General features: G+C 67.2%; 21 protein-coding genes and 1 riboswitch. Of the genes, 12 read left to right on the top strand and 9 right to left on the bottom strand.

The window, feature by feature from the left end:
- Positions 1–28 precede the first annotated feature (28 nt).
- Entirely contained in the window at positions 29–418 is a 390-nt protein-coding gene (locus AC6H42_RS15700) for a VOC family protein (RefSeq protein WP_057157908.1), read from the top strand.
- Here the strand turns inward: AC6H42_RS15700 and AC6H42_RS15705 are convergent, their stop codons facing one another.
- Positions 419–1,309 carry a LysR family transcriptional regulator gene (locus AC6H42_RS15705; protein ID WP_057157909.1) on the bottom strand — a complete coding sequence of 297 codons (891 nt, stop codon included), beginning with the start codon at positions 1,307–1,309 and terminating at the stop codon, positions 419–421.
- A gap of 99 nt (positions 1,310–1,408) precedes the next feature.
- On the opposite strand from AC6H42_RS15705, the gene AC6H42_RS15710 reads away from it, so the two are divergent.
- Complete coding sequence (locus AC6H42_RS15710) at positions 1,409–2,578, top strand: mandelate racemase/muconate lactonizing enzyme family protein (RefSeq protein WP_057157910.1); 1,170 nt, start codon at positions 1,409–1,411, stop codon at positions 2,576–2,578.
- Positions 2,579–2,582: 4 nt separating this feature from the next.
- Here the strand turns inward: AC6H42_RS15710 and AC6H42_RS15715 are convergent, their stop codons facing one another.
- A complete protein-coding gene (locus tag AC6H42_RS15715) occupies positions 2,583–3,569 on the bottom strand; it encodes a dipeptidase (RefSeq protein WP_057157911.1) in 987 nt (328 codons plus the stop codon).
- Between the two features lie 135 nt (positions 3,570–3,704).
- Between AC6H42_RS15715 and AC6H42_RS15720 the strand changes: the two genes are divergently transcribed.
- Positions 3,705–4,979 carry a DEAD/DEAH box helicase gene (locus AC6H42_RS15720; RefSeq protein ID WP_057157912.1) on the top strand — a complete coding sequence of 425 codons (1,275 nt, stop codon included), beginning with the start codon at positions 3,705–3,707 and terminating at the stop codon, positions 4,977–4,979.
- A 116-nt stretch (positions 4,980–5,095) separates the two neighbouring features.
- Here the strand turns inward: AC6H42_RS15720 and AC6H42_RS15725 are convergent, their stop codons facing one another.
- The 4 genes from AC6H42_RS15725 to AC6H42_RS15740 are packed head-to-tail and all read right to left on the bottom strand — an operon-like array spanning position 5,096 to position 8,426.
- Complete coding sequence (locus AC6H42_RS15725) at positions 5,096–5,776, bottom strand: hypothetical protein (protein WP_307188308.1); 681 nt, start codon at positions 5,774–5,776, stop codon at positions 5,096–5,098.
- A complete protein-coding gene (locus AC6H42_RS15730; RefSeq protein ID WP_057157913.1) occupies positions 5,773–6,726 on the bottom strand; it encodes an MlaD family protein in 954 nt (317 codons plus the stop codon). Before AC6H42_RS15730 ends, AC6H42_RS15725 begins: the two co-directional genes overlap by 4 nt.
- 13 nt (positions 6,727–6,739) lie before the next feature.
- The gene (locus tag AC6H42_RS15735; protein WP_057157914.1) at positions 6,740–7,537 is read right to left on the bottom strand and encodes an MlaE family ABC transporter permease; all 798 of its coding nucleotides are present in this window, start codon (positions 7,535–7,537) and stop codon (positions 6,740–6,742) included.
- 22 nt (positions 7,538–7,559) lie between these two features.
- Positions 7,560–8,426, bottom strand: coding sequence for a LysR family transcriptional regulator (locus AC6H42_RS15740; RefSeq protein WP_057157915.1), 867 nt, complete (start codon positions 8,424–8,426; stop codon positions 7,560–7,562).
- Positions 8,427–8,531: 105 nt separating this feature from the next.
- Between AC6H42_RS15740 and AC6H42_RS15745 the strand changes: the two genes are divergently transcribed.
- A complete protein-coding gene (locus AC6H42_RS15745) occupies positions 8,532–9,941 on the top strand; it encodes an MFS transporter (protein ID WP_082552153.1) in 1,410 nt (469 codons plus the stop codon).
- A 72-nt stretch (positions 9,942–10,013) separates the two neighbouring features.
- Here AC6H42_RS15745 and ribB read toward each other — a convergent pair whose 3' ends face one another.
- Positions 10,014–10,676, bottom strand: a complete 663-nt coding sequence (gene ribB, locus AC6H42_RS15750) for a 3,4-dihydroxy-2-butanone-4-phosphate synthase (RefSeq protein ID WP_057157916.1) — start codon at positions 10,674–10,676, stop codon at positions 10,014–10,016.
- A 101-nt stretch (positions 10,677–10,777) separates the two neighbouring features.
- A riboswitch (FMN riboswitch) is annotated at positions 10,778–10,920 on the bottom strand.
- A 94-nt stretch (positions 10,921–11,014) separates the two neighbouring features.
- Between ribB and AC6H42_RS15755 the strand changes: the two genes are divergently transcribed.
- The 3 genes from AC6H42_RS15755 to AC6H42_RS15765 all read left to right on the top strand — a co-directional run bounded on the left by AC6H42_RS15755 (position 11,015) and on the right by AC6H42_RS15765 (position 16,962).
- On the top strand, positions 11,015–13,825 hold the full coding sequence (locus tag AC6H42_RS15755) for a M16 family metallopeptidase (protein ID WP_497548450.1): 2,811 nt from the start codon (positions 11,015–11,017) through the stop codon (positions 13,823–13,825).
- Between the two features lie 19 nt (positions 13,826–13,844).
- Complete coding sequence (locus AC6H42_RS15760; RefSeq protein WP_057157918.1) at positions 13,845–16,691, top strand: M16 family metallopeptidase; 2,847 nt, start codon at positions 13,845–13,847, stop codon at positions 16,689–16,691.
- Between the two features lie 70 nt (positions 16,692–16,761).
- Complete coding sequence (locus AC6H42_RS15765; protein ID WP_057157919.1) at positions 16,762–16,962, top strand: hypothetical protein; 201 nt, start codon at positions 16,762–16,764, stop codon at positions 16,960–16,962.
- A 1-nt stretch (position 16,963) separates the two neighbouring features.
- Here AC6H42_RS15765 and AC6H42_RS15770 read toward each other — a convergent pair whose 3' ends face one another.
- Positions 16,964–17,353, bottom strand: coding sequence for a VOC family protein (locus AC6H42_RS15770; RefSeq protein ID WP_057157920.1), 390 nt, complete (start codon positions 17,351–17,353; stop codon positions 16,964–16,966).
- A gap of 64 nt (positions 17,354–17,417) precedes the next feature.
- Between AC6H42_RS15770 and AC6H42_RS15775 the strand changes: the two genes are divergently transcribed.
- The 3 genes from AC6H42_RS15775 (at position 17,418) to AC6H42_RS15785 (ending at position 20,036) form a co-directional block, all read left to right on the top strand.
- On the top strand, positions 17,418–18,878 hold the full coding sequence (locus AC6H42_RS15775) for a cytochrome P450 (RefSeq protein WP_497548451.1): 1,461 nt from the start codon (positions 17,418–17,420) through the stop codon (positions 18,876–18,878).
- 113 nt (positions 18,879–18,991) lie between these two features.
- Positions 18,992–19,519: an SRPBCC family protein gene (locus tag AC6H42_RS15780; RefSeq protein WP_057157921.1), complete on the top strand. Its 528-nt coding sequence runs from the start codon at positions 18,992–18,994 to the stop codon at positions 19,517–19,519.
- 61 nt (positions 19,520–19,580) lie between these two features.
- Positions 19,581–20,036: a hypothetical protein gene (locus AC6H42_RS15785; protein ID WP_229418338.1), complete on the top strand. Its 456-nt coding sequence runs from the start codon at positions 19,581–19,583 to the stop codon at positions 20,034–20,036.
- Here the strand turns inward: AC6H42_RS15785 and AC6H42_RS15790 are convergent.
- Positions 20,033–21,061, bottom strand: coding sequence for an AraC family transcriptional regulator (locus tag AC6H42_RS15790; protein ID WP_057157923.1), 1,029 nt, complete (start codon positions 21,059–21,061; stop codon positions 20,033–20,035). The genes AC6H42_RS15785 and AC6H42_RS15790 overlap by 4 nt on opposite strands.
- A gap of 90 nt (positions 21,062–21,151) precedes the next feature.
- On the opposite strand from AC6H42_RS15790, the gene AC6H42_RS15795 reads away from it, so the two are divergent.
- Positions 21,152–22,756, top strand: coding sequence for an FAD-binding oxidoreductase (locus AC6H42_RS15795; RefSeq protein WP_497548452.1), 1,605 nt, complete (start codon positions 21,152–21,154; stop codon positions 22,754–22,756).
- Positions 22,753–24,525 (top strand): glycerol-3-phosphate dehydrogenase/oxidase, encoded by a 1,773-nt coding sequence (locus AC6H42_RS15800; protein WP_082552154.1) that lies wholly within the window; start codon positions 22,753–22,755, stop codon positions 24,523–24,525. The genes AC6H42_RS15795 and AC6H42_RS15800 overlap by 4 nt, the downstream gene beginning before the upstream one ends.
- Positions 24,526–24,527: the final 2 nt, after the last annotated feature.

Raw genomic sequence — 24,527 nt, forward strand, 5'->3', positions numbered from 1 at the left:
TCTACCCATCCCTGAAAGGAGGCAAGCCATGCAAGCGCAACCCCTTATTGCAGTGAGCGACGTTGAAGCCAGCAGCCGCTGGTATCAAGTGGTGCTGGGGGCCCGCAGCGGCCACGGCGGCAAGGAGTACGAACAGCTGATGTTCGGCGAGCACATGATATTGCAGCTGCACCGCTGGGACGCCCACGGCCACGCGCACCTGGGCGATCCGGAGCAGCGCCCTTACGGCAACGGTGCGCTGCTGTGGTTCCATACCGAAGATTTCGACGAGGCGGTGGAGCGCGCCGCCTCCATCTCGGCCGTGGTGCTGGACGGCCCGCGCGAAAACACCAATGCATCGCATCGCGAGATCTGGCTGCGCGACCCGGACGGCTACGTGGTCGTTATCGCCGGGCCGTATGGCGACACGGGCATGTAGTCAGCGCGCGAACTGCGCCGCCAGGAAGTCGATGAAGGCGCGCAGCTTGGCCGGCTGGTGCTGGCGGCTGGGGTAGTAGGCGTACAGGTCGGCCGAGGGCAGGGCGTAGTCGGGCAGCACCTTCTGCAGCCGGCCGCTGTCGAGGTATCTGGCCAGGTCCCATTCCGAGCGCAGCAGGATGCCGTGGCCGTCCAGCGCCCAGCCCAGCACCACGTCGCCGTCGTTGCTGGACAGGCTGCCGCGTACCTTGACCGATTCCGATTTGCGGCCCTTGCTCAGGCGCCAGGTGGCGTAGGCGTCGTCGTTCTGGCGGTGCAGGATACAGCGGTGCCGCGCCAGGTCTTCCGGCGTGGCGGGCGTGCCGGCGCGTTTCAGGTAGGCCGGCGAGGCGCACAGGAAGCGCCGGTTGGACATGATCTTGCGCGCGCTTAGCCGCGTGTCCGGCAGCTCGCCGAAACGGATGCCCAGGTCGTAGGCTTCCTCCACCAGGTTGATGGCGCGGTCCGTCAGTTGCAGCTGCACGTCGACTTCCGGATATTGTTGGACGAATGCGGACACCAGCGGCGCGATGCCGGTGCGGCCGAAGCCCAGCGTGGCGTTGACCCGCAGCAGGCCTTTCGGCGCCGCGCGGCTGCTAGACACGGATTCCTCCATGGCGCGGATGTCGGCCAGGATCTGCGCCGCCTGCGCCAGGTAAGTCTCGCCCTCGCTGGTAAGGCTGACGCGGCGCGTGGTGCGGTTCACTAGCCGTACGCCGAGGCGCTGCTCCATCTGCATCAGGCGCTTGGTGGCGGCAGGCGGCGTGATGGCGAGTTCGCGCGCCGTGGCGGCCAGGCTGCCCAGCTTGGCCAGCAGCACGAAGAAACCCAGCTCGGAGGTGTCGTTTTTCATCTATTCTTCACTTCAAGTAAATAATAAAGTAAATACCGATGAATTATAGCGCTCTTGTTTAAGGCTATGCTGGTCCCATTCCAACCAAGGAGACCCAGCATGAAAATCGTCAGCATCCTCGAAAAGACCCTGCCCATCAGTTCGCCGATCCGCAACGCCTACATCGACTTCAGCAAGATGACGCTGAGCCTGGTGGCCGTGGTGACGGACGTGATCCGCGACGGCAAGCCGGTAATCGGCTACGGCTTCAACTCCAACGGCCGCTACGGCCAGGGCATGCTGATGCGCGAGCGCTTCATTCCGCGCATCCTGGAAGCCGATCCCGCCACGCTGGTGAGCGACGACGGCGCCAACCTCGATGCGCACAAGATCTGGAACTGCATGTACACCAACGAAAAGCCTGGCGGCCACGGCGAACGCTCGGTGGCCATCGGCACCATCGACATGGCGGTGTGGGACGCGGTGGCCAAGATCGCCAACAAGCCGCTGTACCAGCTGCTGGCCGAGCGCTATGGCAATGGGACAGCGGACAAGAAGGTGTTCGTGTACGCGGCCGGCGGCTATTACTACCCCGGCCAGAGCCACGACGCGCTGAAGGACGAAATGCGCAGCTATATCGACCGGGGCTACACGGTAGTGAAGAAAAAGATCGGCGGCGCGTCGTTGGATGAGGACCTGCGCCGCATCGACTCCATCCTCAGCGTGCTGGGCGACGGCCAGAAGCTGGCGGTGGACGCCAACGGCCGCTTCGACCTGGACACCGCCATCGCCTACGCCAAGGCGCTCAGGCAGTACGACCTGTTCTGGTACGAGGAGGCCGGCGACCCGCTGGACTTCGAGCTGCAAGCCACGCTGCGCAGCTACTACGACAAGCCCATGGCCACCGGCGAGAATCTGTTCTCCATGCAGGATGCGCGCAACCTGATCCGCTACGGCGGCATGCGGCCCGACCGCGACTGGCTGCAATTCGATTGCGCGCTAAGCTACGGCCTGGTGGAGTACCTGCGCACGCTGGACATGCTGCATGAACATGGCTGGTCGCGCACCCGCTGCATCCCGCACGGCGGGCACCAGATGTCGCTGAATATCGCGGCGGGCCTGGGCCTGGGCGGCAACGAGTCCTACCCGGACCTGTTCCAGCCCTTCGGCGGCTTCCCGGACGGCGTGCGCGTGGACCAGGGCTACATCGCCATGCCGGACCTGCCGGGCATCGGTTTTGAAGGCAAGTCCAACCTGTATGCCGAGATGCGCGCGCTCAGCGGGCAGTAAGGCATTACTGCGCCGCGTCCTGCGCCGGGCTGCTCCACACCTGCTGTGCCACGCGCATCATGTTGCGGCCCATGACCATTTCGATTTCGCTCACCGACATGCCCAGCTTGCGCAGTTCCGGCGCAATGGCGCGCCACATGCCCGGCGGCGTGAAGGTGGGCGGCGAGCCGGCGCGGTAGCCGGCGGAGGCTGGCCACCAGTGCGCCGGATCGAACTCGCCGGGCGGCGTGTCGTCGAGGTCCTTCTGCTGGAAGCAGATGTCGGTGCCGATGCCCACGTGCGCCACGCCCGCCAGTTCGGCGATGTAGGCCACGTGGCGCGCCACGTCGGCCGCGGCCGGGTTCTCGCTGCCGAGGAACCAGGACAGGCCGGACACGCACACCACGCCGCCGGTGCCGGCGCAAGCCAGGATCTGCTCGTCGGTCGCGTTGCGGCCGTGCTGGACCAGCCCGTAGGCGTTGGCGTGGCTGAAGATCACCGGCTGCGACGACGCTGCCATGATGTCGAGCGTGCTGCGCACGCTGGTGTGGGCGCAGTCCATCAGCACGCCAGCGTCGTTCACCGCCTGCACCATGCGGTGGCCCAGCGGCGTCAGGCCGTACGGCGTGTCATGGCAGCCGCCCGCCACGCTGTTGTTGCGGTTGTAGGCGAAATGGATCTGGCGCACGCCCAGCTGGGCGTACAGCGCCACCATGTCCGGCTGGTCCATCAGCGGCATCGAACCTTCCAGGTCGAAGGTGATGGCCATCTTGCCGTCGGCGGCGGCCTGGATGATGTCGTCCACGCTGGACACCAGCGCGTAGCGGTCCGATTCGGCCGCGATGGTGGCGCGGTAGCCGGCAATCACCGACATCACCTGCGAGACCGGGTTCATGTCGGCGCCCACGTTCAGGGAAACGTAGTTGACGCCTGCGGCGCGCAGCTGCTCCACCGGCGTGAAGTCGGCCTGCGGATGCTGCGGCAGGCAAATGTGGGCGTCCCAGTTGATCATCGGAGGTGCTTTAAAATGTTTTTAACTTGGTAATATTCCCACGAATATAAGCCGGGAGCAACATGCAATTCACATGCGGCATGCTGCGGTGGCGTATACTGTCGGGTTCTCCACGCGCTACATAACAAGGCATCCATGTCCTTTTCCTCGCTGGGCCTCGCGCCTTCGCTGATCAACGCCGTCACTGAAATCGGCTACACCGAACCGACTGCCATCCAGTCCGCCGCCATTCCCGCCGCCTTGCGCGGGGACGATGTGCTGGGCGCCGCGCAGACCGGCTCCGGCAAGACCGCCGCTTTCGCGCTGCCGATGCTCAACGCCCTGCTGGCCAAGCGCGGCGCGCGCGCGGCGGGCCAGGGCGTGCACGGCCTGGTGCTGGTGCCGACGCGCGAACTGGCGGCCCAGGTGGGCGAGGCGATCCGCGCGCTGGTGCAGCACCTGCCGGTGCCGGTGAAAGTGTCCATCGTGTTTGGCGGCGTGTCGATCAACCCGCAGATGATGGCCTTGCGCGGCGGCGCGGATATCGTGGTGGCCACGCCGGGCCGGCTGCTGGACCTGGTCGACCACAATGCGCTGGATATTTCGTCGGCCGCCACGCTGGTGCTGGATGAGGCGGACCGCCTGCTGGACATGGGCTTTACCGAGGAAATCGGACGCATCCTGGCGCTGCTGCCGGCGCGCCGCCAGAACCTGTTCTTCTCGGCGACCTTCCCGAGCGCGGTGCAGACGCTGGCGCACCATCTGCTGCGCAACCCGGTTCGGGTGGAGGCGGCGTCGGCGCCGGAGCATGAGCCGGACATCGCGCAGCGCGCCATCGCGGTGGACGCGGTGCGCCGCCAGGTGCTGCTGAAGCACCTGATCAAGGAGAACAAGTGGAGCAGGGTGCTGGTGTTCGTGGCCACCAAGTACGCGTCCGAGCACGTGGCGGAGAAACTGCGCCGCAACGGCATCCGCGCCGAGGCCTTCCACGGCGATTTCAGCCAGGGCGCGCGTACCGAGGTGCTGGCGGACTTCAAGAATTCGCGCCTGCAGGTGCTGGTGGCGACCGACGTGGCCGCGCGCGGGATCGATATCGTCCAGCTGCCGGTGGTGGTCAATTTCGACTTGCCGCGCGCGCCGGCGGAGTACACGCACCGCATCGGCCGCACCGGGCGCGCCGGCGCCAGCGGGATGGCGGTGAGTTTTGTCAGTGCGGAGACGGAGGCGCATTTCCGCCTGATCGAGAAGCGGCTGGGCATCCGCGTGCCGCGCGAGCAGGTGGCCGGGTTTGAGCCTGTCGAAACTGCGCCGGTGGCGCATCCGGCCACCGATATTGTCAATGGCGGCATCAAGGGCGCGCGCAAGAGCAAGAAGGACAAGTTGCGTGAAGCGGCCGCAGCCGCTGCCACGCGCGCAGCCGCCTCGGAATAGGCGGCGGGCGGAACACGGCGGGCCGCGCGCAGCTAACCCGTCTTACGGCAGCGGCGCCGGCGACGGGTAGGGCGGATCGGGCGTTCACGCCGTAAGCCGCCGGGCTCCGGCGCGGCTTATTCCGCAGCCAGCGCGATGCGCCGCCGCAGGCGCGCGGCTTCGGCCGTGTCGCCAGCGTTCTCGGCGCGCAGGGCCTGGACGTTGAGCCAGGCCAGCAGCGGCCGGCGCCAGCCTTGCTCGGACGCGGTTTCGACCGCCGCCGCGATCACCTGCGGCGTGGCGCGGTTGGCGCGGAACACGGCGCCAGCCGCCACCAGCCGCGACAGCGGGTCCTTGATCGCCGCCACTGCGGCACCGGCCGCTACGTCGTTGGCGGCGCCTGCCACCGCGCGATGCTGTTCGGGCAAGCGTCCCGCGTCGGACGGAGGCAGGGTGCCGGCCAGATAGGCCGCATACTCGATATCCGCGCCGGACGCGTCATGCGCATACTTGTGGAATCCGCGGCAATCGTCCAGCACCAGCGAGGCCACCTGCGTGGCGCAGCGCGCCAGCTCCACGCGGATGGCCAGCTCGATGTTGCCGGTGCTGCCGACCTGGCTGCGCGCCCGCGCGAATTCGCTGTCGGCCACGCTGTCCTTGCCGGCCAGGTAGGCCGACTGGGCGCGCTCCAGCGAACTGTGCGCATTCATTTTCCAGTCCGGCACGGGCGGGTTGTTGCCGCAGCCGGACAGCAGCAGCAGCGCGCCGAGCATGGCGGCCAGCGCGGCGCCGGCAGCCGGGTTCATCATCTTCTTCATGGCACCTTGATCTCCGTATCGCGTTTGAACGGCCATTTGCGGTTGATCTCGTTGATCAGCTGCTCGATCTTGCGCAGGTTGGCGTCCACGTCGCCGCGCAGCGCGCCCAGGTCCTGCGTGGCCACGCGGGCGTTCGCGCCGACGGCCTGCGCCTCGGCCAGCACCGCGTCCAGTTTCTTCAGGCTGGTGCGCGCGTCCGACAGCAGGCCATTCATCTGCACCACGGCCGCTTGCGTGTCGGTCATCACGCCATCCTTGCCGAACACGCGGCTGTCCGCATTGCCCACCAGCTTGTCGGCCTTGACGATCAGCGAATTGGCGTTGCGCAGCAGCTCCTGCGCCTTCTTGTCCTCGCCGGCGATAAAGCCCATGGCGCCCCCGGGGCCGTTCAGGCGTTCGGTCACGCCGCGCACGTTCTCCAGGCTGGCGCCCAGTGCGGAGTCGGCGGCGGTGAGGTTGGTCACGTTCTGCAGCAGTTCCTTGGCCGCGTTCAGCAGGCGCGGGATCTCGGCCGCCACGTCGCCCACCAGCATCTCGCGCACCGCGCCGTCGGGCAAGGGCGGATCGTTCGGGATGCCGCTGAAGGCGCGCAGCTTGGCGCCGCCCACCAGGCCGCGTTCCAGGGTGAAGATGCTGCTGGTGCGCAGCCAGTGCGCGTCCTTGGTCGGCACGTCGATCAGCACGCGCGCCTTGGCATCCTTGCCCAGTTCAATGCGCTGCACGCGGCCGATGGGGAAGCCGGCGAAGGTCACGTCCATGCCCACGCTCACGCCTTCCGAGTCGTCGGCCGTCAGCACCAGCCTTTGCGTGGCCTCGAACGCGCCGCGCGCATACAGCAGGTAGATGGCGGTGCCGGCCACCAGCACGAACATCAGCAGCAGCAGCAGGGCGGCTTTGAGTTCGGCATTGCGGACGGGGGAGGCTTCGGGAGCCAGGGTCGGTTCGGTCATATCGGTTCCGGGTTCAATAATAGTTGCCCACCAGGGAGGCGGCTTCGATCAGCAGCAGCACGGAGAACATGCGCACCATGTCGGACAGGCCATGCACATGGCGCAGCCGCCACGAGCCGGCATGGAAGGACGATGCCAGCGGGATCAGGCCCACGGCCAGGCTGAAGAAGAAAATCTTGAGCACCAGGATCAGTGCCACCGGCGGCGTGAAAATCTGCCCCACCACGCGCGTGTAGCCTTGCAGCGCGTACGGCGTAAAGCCGTAGATGGTGAGGTAGGCCAGGATCAGCGTGAGCACGCAGCTCACCGCGCCCAGCAGCCACACCGAGAACATGCCGGCCACGGCGCGCGGGAAGAACTCGTCGCGCAAGCCTATCATGCCCGTCACCGCGTTCTTGCCCTTGGATGCGGCGCGCATCTGCGCGAACTCCACGCCGGCCGGCAAGGTGCTGCGCAGGGCCACGAACAGCGCGGTGATGAGCGGGATCAGCTCCAGCACCAGCACCCGTACCACCATCTCCAGCGCATAGCGCGACAGGCCATAGCTCTGCGAAGTGACGACGACGATGCGGATGATGACGATGCTGATCAGCGCGGACACCAGCGTGAACCACGGCAGGTGCGGCGCGCTGCCCAGCACCAGCTGGCGCGCCAGCGCGGGACGGTGGCGGGCATTGTAGCTGGACGGGGCAAGGGCGAGCGTGGCAACCAGCACGCTGAAGTGCAGCAACTGCCACCAGCTGGCGATCCAGTCCATGGCCCAGCGCTGCAACTCGCGCAGCGGGGAGAAAAACGATGCCTGTGTACTCATCTTGGCATCTTAGCATTCTGTGCTATCGGGATGGGAACGATTCAATGATGGCGTCCGCCGCCGCGCGCACCCGGGCGGTGCGATTCAGGTCGCTGTGCATCACCAGGTACACCTCATAGCTCTGTTCGCGCTCGGGCCAGATGCGCACGAGCTCGGGCGTGGTGGCGGCAATATGGGTGGCCAGCTCGCCTATGCCCAGGCCGGCTTTCACGGCTTCGTGCAATATCAGGCCGGTGTTGACTTCCATCGCCACGCGCGCGTTGGCCACCGGCTCGCCACACAGCTTTTCCGCATGGCGCGGCGCCACGCTGTGCTGGTAGATCACGATGTCGTGCCCGGCCAGCGCGTTGCCCGGCGTGGGCATGCCGTGCTGCTTGAGGTAGGCCTTGGACGCGTACAGGCCCAGCGTGCGGCGGGTGAGGTGGCGCGAGATCAGGTCCGGGCTGTCCGGCCGCACGGTGCGGATGGCCAGGTCGGCTTCGCGCCGGGTGAGGCTGGAGAGCTGGGTCGAGGCGCTTAGCACGATGCGGATGTCCGGATGGCGCACGTGCAGGCGCTGCATGGCGTCGATGACGAAGTGGGCCGCCATGGTGTCGGAGGTGGCCACGCGGATGGTGCCGGACAGGCGGTGGTCGATGCCCTGCATTTCGCGCTGCAGCCGGTCGGCGGCGGTTTCCATCTGTTCGGCGGCGCTGGCGGCCAGGTCGCCGGCCGGCGTGGCCACGTAGCCGCCGGGCGTGCGCAGGAACAGCTTGGCGTTGAGCGACTGCTCCATGGCCGCCAGTCGCCGGCCCACCGTGGCCTGGTCGATGTCGAGTTGCGCCGCCGCGCCGCGCAGCGTGCCGGCGCGGTGGATGGCGAGGAAGATGCGGGCGTTGTCCCAGTCCATGGCGGCTCCGTGAAATGCATTTTTGCATCAGGGTGCCGATGTTATGCGTGTTTACTGCATTGCGCAAGCGGCCTACGATGCGGGCAATAGGTAGAGGAGCTTCTTATGGCAAATGATTCATGTGCTGGTATTGCCGCCCCGGCTGGCGGCGCGGCGGTACAAAGCGCCCCGCAGGCGGGCAACCTGACCCTGCTGACCCTGGCCATCGGTTTCGTGATGGCGATGGTGGACTTGACGGCCGTCAACACCGCGCTGTCGGACATCGCGCGCGACCTGTCGGTGCCGGTGTCGGGCCTGGTGTGGGTGGTGGACGGCTACACGCTGACCTTCGCGGCCCTGCTGCTGGCCGGCGGCGCGCTGGGCGACCGCATGGGCGCGCGCAGCGCCTACATTGCCGGCCTGGGCGTGTTCCTGGCCGGCTCGGTCCTGTGCGCCATCGCTCCCGGCGGCGGCGCGCTGACGGCGGCGCGCCTGCTGCAGGGCGCCGGCGCCGCGCTGTTTCTGCCCAACTCGCTCAGCCTGCTCAGCCACACCTTCGAGGACGACAAGGTACGCGCCCGCATGGTGGGCACCTGGTCGGCCATGGTGGGCGCCTCGTCGGCCATCGGCCCGCTGGCGGGCGGCATCCTGGTGCACGAATTCGGCTGGCGCAGCGTGTTCTGGGTGAATGTGCCGCTGGGCTTGCTTGGCATGGCGCTGGCGTACCGGCTGATCCCGGCGGTGCGGCCGCAGCCAAGGCCGCTGTCGCTGCTCAGCCATGGCCTGGGCGTGCTGGCGCTGGCCGGATTGAGTTTCGTGCTGATCGAAGGCCCGGTGCTGGGCTGGACGTCGGCGCCGCTGCTGGCGGGGCTGGCGGCCACCGTGGTGTTTGCGGCGGTACTGGTGCGGCGCGAGCGGCGTATCGCCCATCCCATCTTGCCGCGCGCCCTGCTGGGCAACGGCAGCTTCGCGGCCGCCAATGCCACCGGCTTGCTGATCAATTTCGCGGTGTTCGGGCAGCTGTTCCTGCTCAGCCTGTACATTCAGGCGCGCGGCGCCGATGCGCTGCACACCGGCTACACGCTGCTGCCGATGATGGCCGCCTTCACGATAGGCAATTTCTCGTCCGGCCGCCTCTCCGCGCGGACCGGCCTGCGCCTGCCGTTGCTAGGCGGGCTGGCCGTGGGCGCCGCCATGGCGGCGGTGCTGCTGGCGCTGGCGTGGCGCATGCCGTCCATGCCGCTGGCGCTGATGCTCACGGTGATCGTGCTGATGAATGTGGCGGTAGGGATTGCGATTCCGGCCATGACCGCCACGGTGATGCAGGTGGCCGGCAAGGCATATTCGAACAGCGCCGCCGCGGCGCTGAACGCCAACCGCCAGATCGGTGCACTGGTGGGCGTGGCGCTGATGGGCACCGTGATCCACGCGCTGCCCGAGTGGGGCGCGCGGCTGCCGGTAGCCTTCGGCGTGGCGGCCGTGGCGTTTGCGCTGGCAGGCACGCTGGTGCACCGCCACGTCCACTTGCCTCGTTGAAACTCCGCACAAGCGAACTGTGCCGCATTTTTGCACCTTCGGGGTCAGACCCCGAAGTTGGCGGAATGCGGCTCAGGCTGCTTCGGTTTTAGTGCGCCATTCGATCATCTCGGCGATGGTCAGGATGGGCATGCCGTGCAGTTCGGCGAACCGTTCGATGTCCTCGCCGCGCATCATGGTGCCGTCCGGGTTCATCAGCTCGCACAGCACGGCCGATGGCTTCAGGCCCGCCATGATGGCCAGGTCCACCGAGCCTTCGGTGTGGCCTTTGCGCGCCAGCACGCCGCCCGGCGTGGCGCGCAGCGGGAACACGTGGCCGGGCCGCACCACGTCTTCCGGCCTGGCGCCGGTGGCGGTGGCGGCGCGGATGGTGCTTACGCGGTCGGCCGCCGACACCCCGGTGGTGACGCCGTGCCGCGCTTCGATCGACACCGTAAACGGCGTGCCATAGCGGCTGCCGTTGTCCGGCGCCATGGGCGGCAATTCCAGTTCGCGCACCTTGTCGGCCGTCAGGCACAGGCAGACGATGCCGCTGCATTCGCGGATCATCAGCGCCATGGTTTCCACGGTGAGCCTGTCGGCGGCCACGATCAGGTCCGCTTCGTTCTCGCGGTCGAAATCGTCGAGCAGGATGACGGGCACGCCGGCGCGCATGGCCGCCAGCGCAGACTGGATGCGGCCTTCCAGATCGGGACTGAAGAGGGAGAACTGGTTTGCTTCTTGAGTTACTGACATGTGAAACGCTCCTCGCATAAGTTGGGCGAAAAACGCATCAGGGCAAGCGACGACGCGCGGCTGCCCGTCTCGATCGCTCGAGCGGGAAGCCGCGTTGCAGCGCACATCTTCTTTCATCCGGACTATGACCGTCGGCCCTGGAATTGCACCAGATCTGCTGACCTTGCGTGAGCAAGCGCTCGCGGGCTTGACCGTTGCCGGTTTTACCGCCGGTGGGGAATTTCACCCCGCCCCGAAGACGTATTGGTTGTTGCCTCTAAAATGAGGCCTGAGGATTGTAGCGGAAATTGTCAAACTTCGTGTATTGTGGCAACATATTCAATGGCATCCTGACAAGCATGAGACTTTTGAAACTGCGTACCGCGACGGTTGTTGTCCTGCTCAGCTGCTCGCTGCTGGCGCATGCCGCCCCCAATCTGAACGCGCCGTTGCCGGTGGCGGCCGACGTCAAGGTGGGCAGGCTGCCCAATGGCCTCACGTATTACATCAAGCAGAACGCCAGGCCGGCACAGCGGCTGGAACTGCGCCTGGTGGTCAAGGCCGGCTCCATGCTGGAGGATGACGACCAGCGCGGCCTGGCGCACTTCACCGAGCACATGGCCTTCAACGGTTCCACCAATTTCAAGCGCCACGCGCTGGTCTCCTACCTGCAGTCGATCGGCGTGAAGTTCGGCGCCGACCTCAACGCGTACACCAGCTTCGACGAGACGGTCTACACGCTGCCGCTGCCGATCGACAAGAAGGAAAACCTGGAGCAGGGCTTCCTGGTGCTGGAGGACTGGGCGCACGGGGTGGCGTTCAATGACGCCGACATCGAGCGCGAGCGCGACATCGTGCTGGAGGAACTGCGCCTGCGCGGCGGCACCGGCGCCATGCAGGCCTTGTACGCCAAGCAGTACAACGGCGCCCGCTACGCCGAGCGCATGCCCATCGGCACCGAAGAGTCGCTGAAAAAATTCACGCCGGACGCCGTCAGGCGCTTCTACCGGGACTGGTACCGGCCCGACCTGATGGCCGTGGTGGTGGTCGGCGACATCGAGCCGGCCGAGGCCGAGCAGCTGGTGCACAAGCACTTCGGCAAACTCAAGGGGCCGGCTGCTCCCCGCGCCCGCAACTACGTGGACCTGCCGCCGTACACGGCTTCCGAGGCGCTGGTGCAGCGTTTCAGGGAGATCGCGTCGGACACGGTGACGATTTTCTATCCGGCCGAGCAGCGCCGCCCGGACAGCACGGTGGCCGACTACCGGGCCCACCTCATTGAACGGCTGTATACCGCCATGCTGGCGCTGCGCCTGGCGGAGCTGTCGCAGGGCGCCAATCCGCCCTTCGTCCGGGCCGCCAGCGTCAAGGCCGCTTCGGCGCCCGGCTACCGGGCCTTCCAGTCGACGGCGGTGCTGGGCAAGGGCGGCGCCGAGCCGGCGGTGACCGCGCTGGTGCAGGAAAGCGAGCGCGCGCGCCGCCACGGCTTCACTGCGGCCGAACTGGATCGCGCCAAAAAGAGCGTCCTGAACGCCGCCGAGAGCCGCTACCAGGAGCGCGCCACGGGCGACTCGTCCACCCTGGTCGGCGCTCTGGTGCGCAACTTCCTGCTGGGCGAACCGATCCCGGGCCCGGTCTATGAGGTCGAGCTCCAGAGGGAGTTGCTGCCAGCCATTGCGCTGGACGAAGTGAACCAGGCCGTGCGCGAGGCGGTGCCGTCCGGCCAGCACAAGCTGCTGGTCTACCGTGGCGGCGCCCGCGCGGATGTGCGCGCGCCCTCGCGCTCCGCGCTGCTGGCCGCCGCCGCCGCGGCCGAAGCGGCGCCGCTGCAGCCGCTGGTGGAGAAAGTGTATGGCGCCAGCCTGATGGAGGCGCCGCCCAAGCCGGGCGCCATCGTCAAGGAACGCGTCGACGCGGCGCTGGGCACCACCGAGCTGACGCTGGAAAACGGCGTGCGGGTGGTGCTCAGGCCGACCGCCTTCAAGAACAACCAGGTCCTGCTGGGCGGCTTCCGGCAAGGCGGGCAATCGCTGTACGACGCAGCCGACCTGAACAGTGCGCGGCTGGCCAGCGGCCTCGTGTCGCAGATGGGCTTGCTGGATTACGCGCCGATCGAACTGGCCAAGGTGCTCGCCGGAAAAACCGTGCAGGCCAACGTCGAGATCAACGAGCTGTACGAGAACGTCAACGCCAGCGCCGCCACGGCGGAGGTGGAAACCATGCTGCAGCTGGTGCATCTGCGCTTCACGCGCCCGCGCAAGGATGACAAGCTGTTCGCTTCCTTGATCGCGAAACAGCGCGAAGGGGCGCGCGCCCGGGCCGCCAGTTCCGATGCCGTGTTCGGCGACAGGGTGGCCGGCGCCATCTACAACGACCATCCGCTGCTGCCGCGCCTGATGCTGCCGGCCGACTACGACAAGCTCAAGCTGGAGCGGGTGGCGGAGATTTACCAGGAGCGGTTTTCCAGCGCCAAGGACTTCACTTTTGTGCTGGTGGGCAGCTTCGAGGTGGCCAAGCTCAAGCCGCTGCTGGCGGCCTACCTGGGCAGCCTGCCGGTGCCCGACATCGCCACCGCCATGCGCGACCGGGGCATGCGCCCGGCTGCAGGCGTGATCAAGACCGATATGTACCGCGGCGCCGAGCTGAAAAGCCGGGTCAGCCTGCGCTTTGCCAGCGAGGCGCCGTACTCGGAGGACGAAGCCCTGCGCGTGCGTGCGCTGGGGGAATTGCTCAACATTAAGCTGGTGGAAGTGCTGCGCGAGGACAAGGGCTTGCTCTATTCGGGCAGCTTCAGCGGCCGCATGAACAAGCTGCCTTACGGCCGCGTGCTGTTTAGCGCCAACCTGCCGTGCGCATCCGGCAGCGTGCCCCAGGTCATTGCGGCCACCATGGACGTGCTCAAGAAGATGCAGGCGCAGGGGCCGGACCCGGCCGACCTGGCCAAGGTGAAGGCCAACTGGAGCAACACCTACCGCCGGGCGCTGCAGGAAAACAGCTACTGGCTGGCGGGCTTGCAGGCTGCCTATGCCGACGGCGGCGACCCCGGGCTGCTGCTGCGCGAGGAGCAGCGCATTGCGGCGCTCACGCCGGCCGAGCTGCAGGAGGCGGCCCGGCGCTACATCAAGTTCGACAACTATGTGCAGGCAGTGCTGCACCCGGAACCGAAGTGAAGAAGAGGAACCAGACACCATGACAGCTGTAAAAATACGCATCCTGTGCGCCACCGTGTTGCTCGGCTACGCGCTGCTGGCGCAGGCCGAGATCCATCCGTCGGCCCAGCTGCCGATGGCGCCGGACGTGAAGGTGGGCAAACTGCCCAACGGCCTCACTTACTACATCAAGAAAAACGCCAAGCCGGAACAGAAGCTGGAACTGCGCCTGGTGGTCAAGGCCGGCTCCATCCTGGAAGACGACGACCAGCGCGGCCTGGCGCACTTCACCGAGCACATGGCCTTCAACGGTTCCACCAATTTCAAGCGCCACGAGCTGGTTTCCTACCTGCAGTCGATCGGCGTGAAATTCGGCGCCGACCTGAACGCCTACACCAGCTTCGACGAAACCGTCTACATGCTGCCCATCCCCACGGCGAAGAAGGAGAACATCCATACCGGCTTCAAGGTGCTGCAGGACTGGGCCGGCGGCCTGTCGCTGAACGACGCCGACATCGACAGCGAACGCGGCATCGTGCTGGAGGAAATGCGCATCGGCAAAGGCTTCGGCGACCGCATGAACAAGGTGCTGATGCCCAAGCTGTTCAACGGCTCGCGCTATGCCGACCGCCTGCCTATCGGCCAGGAAGAGACGCTGAAGAACTTCAAGCCGGAAGCCATCAAGCGCTTCTACAAGGACTGGTACCGCCCGGACCTGATGGCGGTGATCGTGGTGGGCGACATCGACCCGGCGGAGGCGGAGAAACTGGTGCACAGCCACTTCGGCGGCCTGAAAAACCCCGAGCAGCCGCGCCCGCGCAGCTATGCGCCGATTCCTTCGCGCGCCTATTCCGAGTCGCTGGTGTTCCTGGACAAGGAGTCGCCGGCCAATATGCTGTACATCCGCTACGCCATCGAGCCGTACCAGGAGGAAACCGACTTTGCCGGCTACCGCCGCAAGCTGGTCGAGGGCATGGTCATGGCCATGCTGGGCCAGCGCATGAACGAGCTCACGCAGCAGGCCGAGCCGCCCTTCATCCAGGGCGGCGGCACAGTGGGCAAGGTGGCGCACGGCTACAAGTCCTTCAGCGCGCTGGCCGTGCTGGGCAAGGGCGGCCCGCAGCCGGCCATCAGCGCGCTGGTGCAGGAGAGCGAGCGCGCGCGCCAGTTCGGCTTTACCGCGTCGGAGCTGGAGCGCATCAAGAAGGGCATGCTGCGCCAGGTCGAGCGCCTGTACAACGAACGCGACAAGTCCGAATCGGCGGCTTTCGCGGCCGAGTTCATGCGCAACTTCCTGGTCAACGAATCGATGCCGGGCATCGTCAACGAGTACGCCTACACCAACGAGCTGGTGCCGGGCGTGACCTTGGAGGAGGTCAACGCCGCCGCGCGCAAGCTGCTGCCCGCCGACCAGCACAAGCTGGTGGTCTACTTGGGCAACGACAAGGCCGAGCAGCCGGCGCCGAAAGGCGAGCAGTTGCTGGCGGCGGTGAACGCGGCCGAGATGGTGGCGGTGAAGGCGCAGGACGAGAAGGTGTACGCCACCAGCCTGATGGACAAGCCGCCCAGGGCAGGCAGCATCGTCAAGGAGACCGTCAACAAGGCGCTGGGCCTGACCGAACTGACGCTGAGCAACGGCGTGAAGGTGGTGCTGAAACCGACCGACTTCAAGAACGACCAGGTGCTGATGAGCGCGCACCGCTTCGGCGGCCAGTCGCTGTATGACGCCAAGGACATGTTCAACGCGCGCTACGCCAGCACCATCGTCGGCCAGATGGGCTTGCTGAATTACTCGCCCACCGACATGCAGAAGATCCTGGCCGGCAAGACCGCCTCGTCGGGCGCGTCGATCAGCACGCTGACCGAAGGCTTGCGCGGCGGCTCCGGCAGCAACGACGTGGAAACCATGTTGCAGCTGGCGCACCTGGAATTCACCCAGCCGCGCAAGGACGAGGCGCTGTTCGCGTCCTTCATCGGCAAGCAGCGCGAAATGGCGCGCAATGCCTTGCTGATGCCCGAAGCGGTGTTCGGCGATACGCTCACGGCGACCCTGTACAACAACCATCCGCTGGCGCCGCGCGCGCCGCGCGTGGAGGACTTCGACCAGATCCGGCTGGACCGCGTGATGGAAATCTACAAGGAGCGCTTCGCCAGTGCCAGGGGCTTCACCTTCTACCTGGTGGGCAGCTTCGAGGTGGCGAAGATCAAGCCGCTGCTGGCCACCTACCTGGCCAGCCTGCCCACGCCGTCCATTCCGGTCGATTACCGGGACCAGGGCATCCGCCCGGTGAAGGGCGTGGTGAAGAAGGAGGTGTACAAGGGGTCCGAGCCGAAGAGCCGGGTGGCGCTGGTGTTTACCGGCGAGGCGAAGTACTCGGAAGAGGCGCAGATGCACATGCAGGCCATGCTGGAAGTGCTGAACATCAAGCTGATCGAAACACTGCGCGAGAAGATGGCGGTGATCTACGGCGGCCAGATCAGCGGCGGCCTGAGCAAGCGTCCCTACGGCGCCTACCAGATCCAGACCGCGCTGCCGTGCGCGCCGGAGAACGTGGACAAGGTGATCGCCGCCACCATGGAACTGATCCGCAAGATGCAGGACGAAGGACCGGATGCGGCGGACCTGGACAAGGTCAAGCAGAACTGGAACACCAGCCACCGCAAGGCGTTGCGCGAGAATGGCTACTGGCTGAGCCGCCTGCAGGGTGCCGCGCTGAACGGCACCGACCCGGCCGCCGCTTTCCTGAAGTACGAGCAGCGCGTGGCGGGCATCAAGCCGGCCGACCTGCAGGCAGCGGCCAGGCGCTACTTCGACAAGGAGAACTACCTGCAGCTGGTGCTGTACCCGGAGCCGAAGGAGCAAGTGGCGGCGAAGCAAGCGCAGTAGGGCAGGTCCGTGCTGCTACACTGTACACTGTGGGCTGGACGATTAATGACACAGTGAAGGCGTAGCAAGCATGGCAAAGAAAAAAGAAGAGCTGGACGAAGAAACCCTGGCGCTGATCCACTGGTGCATCGAAGTGGAAGGTTTCCTGGTGCAGGGCGGCGCCACCGTGGAGCAGGCCCAGGAGCACATCGAGGAGCAGATCGAGTGGTTCACCGACCAGTTCTATGACGGCCTGACGCCGGAGGAAGCGGCCAAGGAAGCGCTGGCCTGATTTACTCCTCGTGGTGGCAGCAAACGCCCAGTTTGTTGCCGTCCAGGTCGCGGAAGTAGGCGCCGTAGTAATTCGGATGGTAGTGCGGCCGCAAGCCGGGCTGCCCGGCGCAGCTGCCGCCATGCGCCAGCGCACTGGCGTAGGCGCGGTCCACCGCCGCGCGCGACGGCGCCAGCAGCGCCACCATCTGGCCGTTGCCGCAACTGGCCTCGCCCTCGTAGGGTTTGCCGATCACGAACAGCGGCCGCGGCGCATCCGCCGCCATCCAGCCCGCCCAGGGCCGGCTGTCATCCCTGAATTTGCGCACCAGTCCCAGCTCATCCATCAGCGCGGCATAGAACGCGTGGGCGCGCTCGAACTCCGTCACCCCGATAAACACATGCGACAACATAGGCGTTCCTTTTTTTAAAATGTGGCGTAAAATATAACAGATTAACCGCCAATCGGGACGAGACATGGCCGACAAGAGCAGCATGGCGCTGGACCAAGCGGGACGCGGCGACGCGCCGCGCAGCATAGCGGAACTGCCCGGACCGCAAGGCGCGCCGCTGCTGGGCAATCTGCGCCAGATCCAGCCCGGCCGCTTCCATCGCAACATGGAAGACTGGGCGCGCGAGTTCGGCCCCATCTTTCGTTTCACCATGATGAAACGCAGCTTCGTTGTGGTGTCGGACCGCGACGCCATCGCCGCCATCCTGCGCGACCGTCCTGACACCTACCGCCGCTCCTCGCGCACCGCGCGCATGCTGGAAGACGCCGGCACGCGCGGCTTGTTTACCGCCGAGGGCGAGGAATGGCGCCGCCAGCGCAAGCTGGCCATGCGCGCGCTGACGCCGGAAGTGGTGCACCGCTTCTTCCCCACGCTGGCCATGATGACCGAGCGCCTGTGCCTGCGCTGGAGGGCCGCGCTGGCCGCCGGGCGCGAAGTGGACGTGCTGCGCGACCTGAAGGCTTACACGCTGGACGTGACCGTCGGCCTGGCCATGGGACAGGACATCAATACGCTGGAGCACGAGGACAACCCGCTGCAGCGCGATATCGAATTCTGCTTCAAGCGCGTGGCGCGCCGCCTCACCACGCCGGTTGAATACTGGAAGGTGTTCAAGCTGCCGGTGGACCGGGAGGCCGACGCCGCCGCGGCGCGTATCCACGCGGCCATCGGAGGGTTCATCGCCCAGGCCCGCGCCCGCATGGCAGCCGATCCGTGCTTGCGCAGCAAGCCGTCCAATATGCTCGAAGCGCTGGTGGCTGCGCGCGACGAGGCCGATTCCGGCTTCAGCGACAGCGTGGTGATCGGCAACGCCATCACCATGGTGTTCGCGGGCGAGGACACCACCTCGAACACGGTGGCCTGGCTGCTCAACCTGCTGCCGCAGTCGCCCGCCGCCGTGGCGCTGGCGGCCGAAGAGGCGGACCGCCTGCTGGGAGGGGAGGCGGTGGCGCGCGACCCGCAACTGCTGGAGCGGATGGACTACCTGGATGCGGCCACGCGCGAAGCCATGCGCCTGAAGCCGGTGGCGCCGTTTATGGCGGCCGAGGCCAACGTGCCGACGCAGGTGGGCGGCGTCCAGATCCCTGCCGGCACGGTGATCTTCCTGATGCTGCGGCAGGCGGCCCAGCGCGCCGGCGGCTTTGCGCAGCCGGAGGCCTTCTTGCCCGGGCGCTGGCTGGCAGGCGCGGAGCACGGGGCGGACGCCGCTTCCGACCCGGCGCGCAAGCTGATGCCCTTCGGCGGCGGGCCGCGTTTCTGTCCGGGCCGCTACCTGGCCATGGCCGAGATCAAGATGGCGATGTCGATGATCCTGCATAACTTCGATTTCACGCTGCGGCCGGGCGCACCGCCGGTGGAAGAGTGCTTCACGTTCACGATGACGCCGAGCGCCTTGCCACTGTTGTTGCGCGTACGCGGCGCTTGACGGGACGCTTGGGGAGCGGATCATGTTTTTTGGCAACGTAGCCAAAAAATCATGCTAGGCTTGCGTCTTCGGCAACAGCCGGACCTAAAAAAACCATTGCAGCAGGAGACCCCATGCTTAAAAAAATCGCTATCGGCATCACTGCCATCATCGTCATCATTCTAGGCCTGGCGCTGGCCCAGCCCAACACCTTCACCGTCACGCGCAGCACCACCATCAAGGCGGCGCCGGAGAAGATCTATCCCTTGATCAGCGACTTCCACAACTGGAGCGCCTGGTCGCCGTGGGAGCACCTGGACCCGAAAATGGTGCGTACCTTCAGCGGACCGCAAAGCGGCGTGGGCGCCGTCTACGGCTGGGAAGGCAACGACCAGGTGGGCGCGGGCCGCATGGAGATTACCGGCGCCACACCGCCCGGCAAGATCGACATCAAGCTCGACTTCCTGAAACCGTTCGAGTCGCACAACACCACCGTGTTCACGCTGGCGCCGCAGGGCGACAGCACCACGGTGACGTGGAGCATGTCCGGCCCGAGCGCCTTCATCACCAAGCTGATGGGCGTGTTCGTCAGCATGGACAAGATGGTGGGCCCGGACTTCGAGAAGGGCCTGGCCAGCATGAAGGCGGCGGCGGAGAAGTAAAACGCGGTTCGCCCGGCCGGGATATACTGGACGCATCCAACGCCCAATGCGGAGGTTCGCCATGCGGAAGTTCCCGATGTGTATCCCGAGCCGGGTGTTGCAGCTGATGTTCGCCGCCTGCATCCTGTGCTGCGCGGCAGCCGGCAAGGCCGCTCCGGTGCGGGCCGACCATCCCATCGTGGGCGTCTGGCGCTTCGTGCTGCCGGACGGCTCCTGCCAGGAAATGTACCGCATGCGCGCCGACGGCACGGCGCTGATCACCAGCGCGGCCGAAGTGGCCGAGACCGAATTCGTCATCGACGACCAGCCCGACAAGAACGGCTTCTACAAGACCTCCGACAAGATCGTCAAAGACAACGGCAAGCTCGATTGTTCCGGCCAGGTCACGGAAGTGGGGCGCACGGTGGCCAGCTTCATCCTGTTCCACCATACCGGCAATATGTTCCTGATGTGCCTGGAGGCCAGCATGGACGCCTGCCTCGGCCCGTTCGTGCGCGTGCGCGGCGAAGAAACCTAGCGCTGCCCGCGCCAGGCGCCCGGATTCACGCCGGCCCACTCCCGGAACGCGTGGTTGAACGCGCTCTGCTCCTGATAGCCGAGCAGGAAGGCGATATCGACCAGGCTCAAGCCCGGCTGCCGCAAATAGTCCCTGGCCAGCGCGAAGCGCGTCTGGTCCAGCACCTGCTGGAAATTCACGCCGGCCTCGCTCAGCTTGCGCTGCAAGGTGCGCGGCGACAGCCCCAGTTCTTCCGCAATCGACGCCAGCCGCACCTGCCCCCGCGACAGCCCGCGCACAATGGCCGCCCGCACCTGCGCAGCGATGCCGGCGTCCGCCTGCGCGCGCTGCTTGAGCAGCTGCTCCGCGTGCTGCTGCAGCACCGGATACATGCTCACGTCCGCGTTCGGCACCGGCCACACCAGCAGCTGCGCGTCGAACGTGGCGCGGTTGGCGTCCGCGCCGAATTGCGGCATGTCGCCGAACACGCGCAGGTACTCTGCCTGCAGCGCAGGCTCGCAACCATGCACCAGCTCGAGCCGGGCCGGCGGCAGCGGCGCGCCCGCCAGCCAGTTGCCGAACACGCGGATGCCGGCGAACACGCTGTCGGCCAGGTGCCGCGTGGCGCCGGGAAAGCGGCTGTGCCAGGTGTAGCGCGCCAGTCCGTCTTCAACCTGCAGGCTGGAACGTCCCAGGTCGTGCGCCAGCTGCTCGTAGCGTATGGTCTGCTCGAAGGCGTGGCCGAAATCGCGGCAGCTGAGCAGGATCAGGCCATACACGCTGTAGGTGCCCAGCTTCACCCGCTCGCCCACGTGCAGGCCGAAGTGCGGATCGTGCGCCAGCGCGGCGGCCAGGTCCAGCAGGCGCACGTAGTCCGCCGCCTGCAGGGATTCCGGCAGCGGCGCCAGCGCGCCGGGCGCCAGGCCGGCGGCCTGCTCGAGCGCCTGCGGCGTCACGCCGCGCGCTGCCGCAGCCTCCAGCAAGGGCTGCAGGTAGGAGCCGGCCACGCGGCCGTGGTTGGCATGATCGAACAAGGCGTTTGTCATGAAAGCGCAATACCGGGGTCTGGTTTGGTCTTATTCTCTAGTCATCATTTTGGCCAGGTGCGCCAGTATAGCAAGCGGAGAAAAGAAACGATGAGACGTTGGAACGGCTGGGGCGACGATGCGGTCAACTTCGCGTTGGAGGCCGATGCGCTGGCCTTCCTGGCGCAGCGCATCGGCGCCGGCAAGGGCCGGCAGGACGCCACTTTCGAGCAGGCCTGCGCCACGCTGGCGCCTTCGCGCCTGCCTTGTCACCAGCTGATCGACACCAGCGCGCCGGTCCGGCTGCGCAACGCGCTGGGCCAGAGCCTGCCGGACTGGCTCAAGTTGCGCTACGGCCGCATCGGCACGGCGCCGGACGGCGTGGCGTATCCGGAAAGCCCGGAGCAGGTGCGCGAACTGCTGCGGTACGCGCAGCGCTACAACGTGGCGGTGGTGCCGCACGGCGGCGGCACCAGCGTGGCCGGCCACTTGACGGCGGGCGAGGGCGCGCAGCCCACGCTGGCCGTGAACCTCACCCGGCTGTGCCGCATGGCGCACCTGGACCGCGCTTCGCAACTGGCCACCTTCGGCGCAGGCGTGTACGGCCCCGACCTGGAAGCGCAGCTGCGCGCGCATGGCTACACGCTGGGCCACTTCCCGCAGTCGTTCGAGTATTCGACGCTGGGCGGCTGGGTCGTCACGCGCTCGTCCGGCCAGCAATCGCTGCGTTACGGGCGCATCGAGCAGATGTTCGCCGGCGGCTCCGTGGAAACGCCGGTGGGGCGGCTGGAGATTCCCACGTTCCCGGCGTCGGCCGCCGGCACCGACCTGCGCGAAATCGTGCTCGGCTCCGAGGGCCGCATCGGCATCCTGACCGAGGCGGTGGTGCGGGTGTCGCCGCTGCCCGAATATGAGGCCTTCCATGCGGTGTTTTTTGCCGACTGGACGCACGCCGAGACGGCGGTGCGCGAGCTGGCGCAGGCCAGGCTGGGCTTGTCCATGCTGCGGCTGTCGAACGCGCTGGAAACCACCACCATGCTGGCGCTGGCCGGCCACAAGAGGTTGATCGGACTGCTGGAAGGCTGGCTGTCGCTGCGCGGCTGCAAGGAAGGCAAGTGCATGCTGATGCTGGGCGCCAGCGGCGCCAAGCCCCAGGCGCGCGCCGCCATCTCTGCGGCGCTGCGCATGGCGCGCCGGCACGGCGGGGTGCACGTTGGCCGCAAGATGGGCGACAAGTGGAAGCAGAACCGCTTCCGCAATGTCTACCTGCGCAATGCGGCGTGGGAGCACGGCTATGTGATCGATACGGTGGAAACGGCGGTGGACTGGCCGCTGGTGGAACCCACCATGCGCGCGGTGGAAGCTGCCGCTGCCGAGGCGCTTGCCGGGCACGGCGAGCAGGTGCACGCGTATACGCACCTGTCGCACCTGTACGCACAGGGCGCCAGCGTGTACAGCACCTTCGTGTACCGGCTGGCGGGCGACTATGACGAGGACCTGGCGCGCTGGCGCTCGCTCAAGCAGGCCGTCAGCCACGCCATCGTCGACTGCGGCGGCACCATCAGCCACCAGCACGGCGTCGGCAGCGACCATGCGCCGTATCTCGCTGAGGAGAAGGGCGCGGCGGGAATCGCGGCCATGCAAGCCATCTTCCGCCATTTCGACCCGCAGGGCATCATGAACCCCGGCAAGCTGCTGCCGAAGGCGCAGACATGACTGGCGCCGCCCCTCGCGGCGGGGCCGATGGCGTCGTGGACGACGCTGGCGGCGCCGGGGAAGCCGGCCATTGGCGGCCAGGTGGCCGCGCCGCGCTGGCCGGATTGCTGGCGCGCGACTGGGACTTGCTGATCGTCGGCGGTGGCATCACCGGCGCGGGCATCCTGCTGGAAGCATCGCGTCGCGGCCTGAAAGCGCTGCTGGTGGAGCAGCGCGACTTCGCCTGGGGCACGTCCAGCCGCTCGTCCAAGCTGGTGCACGGCGGCTTGCGCTACCTGAAAGAAGGCAAGTTCGCGTTGACGCGCGAATCCGTGCACGAGCGCGAAAGCCTGCTGCGGGAAGCGGCCGGCCTGGTGGAGCCGCAAAGCTTTGCATTCGGCGATTACGCCGGCCGCAAGCCCGGCCGCCGCACTTTTCTGGCCGGCCTGGCCATCTACGACCACATGGCGGGCCAGCGCGCCCGCCACTACTATCCGCGCGACGAATTCCTGGCGCTGGCGCCCAACATCAGCAGCGAAGGCCTGCAAGGCGGTATGTGCTATACCGACGCCAAGACCGACGACGCCCGCCTGGTGATGCGCGTGCTGCAGGAAGCACAGGCGCTGGGCGGCACGGCGTTCAACTACCTGTCCGTGCAAACGCTGCTGCGCGGCGACGCCATCCATTGTGGCGATGGCAGCCCGCGTGGAGCCGGCGCCGGGGCAGCGGCCGGCCGCGTGCGCGGTGCCAGGTTGCGCGACGAGATCGGCGGCGCCGAGCACGAGGTCAGGGCGCGCGTCGTCATCAGCGCAACCGGCGCATGGGCCGACGCGCTGCGGACGCCATGCGGCGCGCAACCCGGAGCCCAGGGCGGCGCAGGTCGGCGCTTGCGTCCGCTGCGCGGCAGCCACCTGGTCCTCCCCGCATGGCGCTTGCCGCTGGCGCAGGCCGTGAGCCTGATGCATCCGGCCGACGGACGTCCCGTGTTCGCTTTCCCTTGGGAGGGCGTCACGCTGGTCGGCACTACCGATGTCGACCACCGCGGCGACATGAAGTTCGAAGCCGCCATCACGCGCAGCGAAGTCGACTACCTGATGGCCGCCTTGCGCAGCCAGTTCTCCCAGCTCGATCTGCAGGAAGCCGACATCCTCGCCACCTACGCCGGTGTGCGCCCCGTGATCGACAGCGGCCAGGCCGACCCGTCGAAAGAAACCCGCGAGCACGCGTTGTGGCTGGAAGACGGCCTGCTGACCGTCACCGGCGGCAAGCTCACCACCTTCCGCGTGATCGCGCTGGACGCCTTGCGTGAGGCGGCAGCCATGCTGCCTGCCTGGCAAGCGGACTTCTCGCCGCAGCCCATCTTCGCACCACCCCCGGCGCTCAGCCACGGTTATGGCTTCGGCCATGGCCACAGCCTCCCCGCAGGCCAGGCCCAGCGCCTGCAAGGCCGCTACGGCGCCCAGGCCGCTGCGCTGCTGGCATGCGCGCGCCGGGGCGAGCCGGACGACTCTCCGGATGCGCAGCCCGGTGAACTCGCCCTCATACCCGGCACCGCCAGCATCTGGGCGCAGCTGCGCTGGGCCGCGCGGCACGAAGCCGTGCAGCACCTGGAAGACCTGCTGCTGCGCCGCCTGCGGATCGGCCTGCAGCTGCGCGGCGGCGGCGTGGAGATCCTGCCGCGCGTACGCGCCATCTGCCAGCAGGAACTGGGCTGGAGCGACCACCGCTGGGATGCCGAGCAGGTCGCCTATCTGGCATTATGGAAAACTCACTACAGCTTGCCCGCATAAAC

The sequence above is a fragment of the Massilia sp. NBRC 108631 genome (assembly GCF_059704565.1).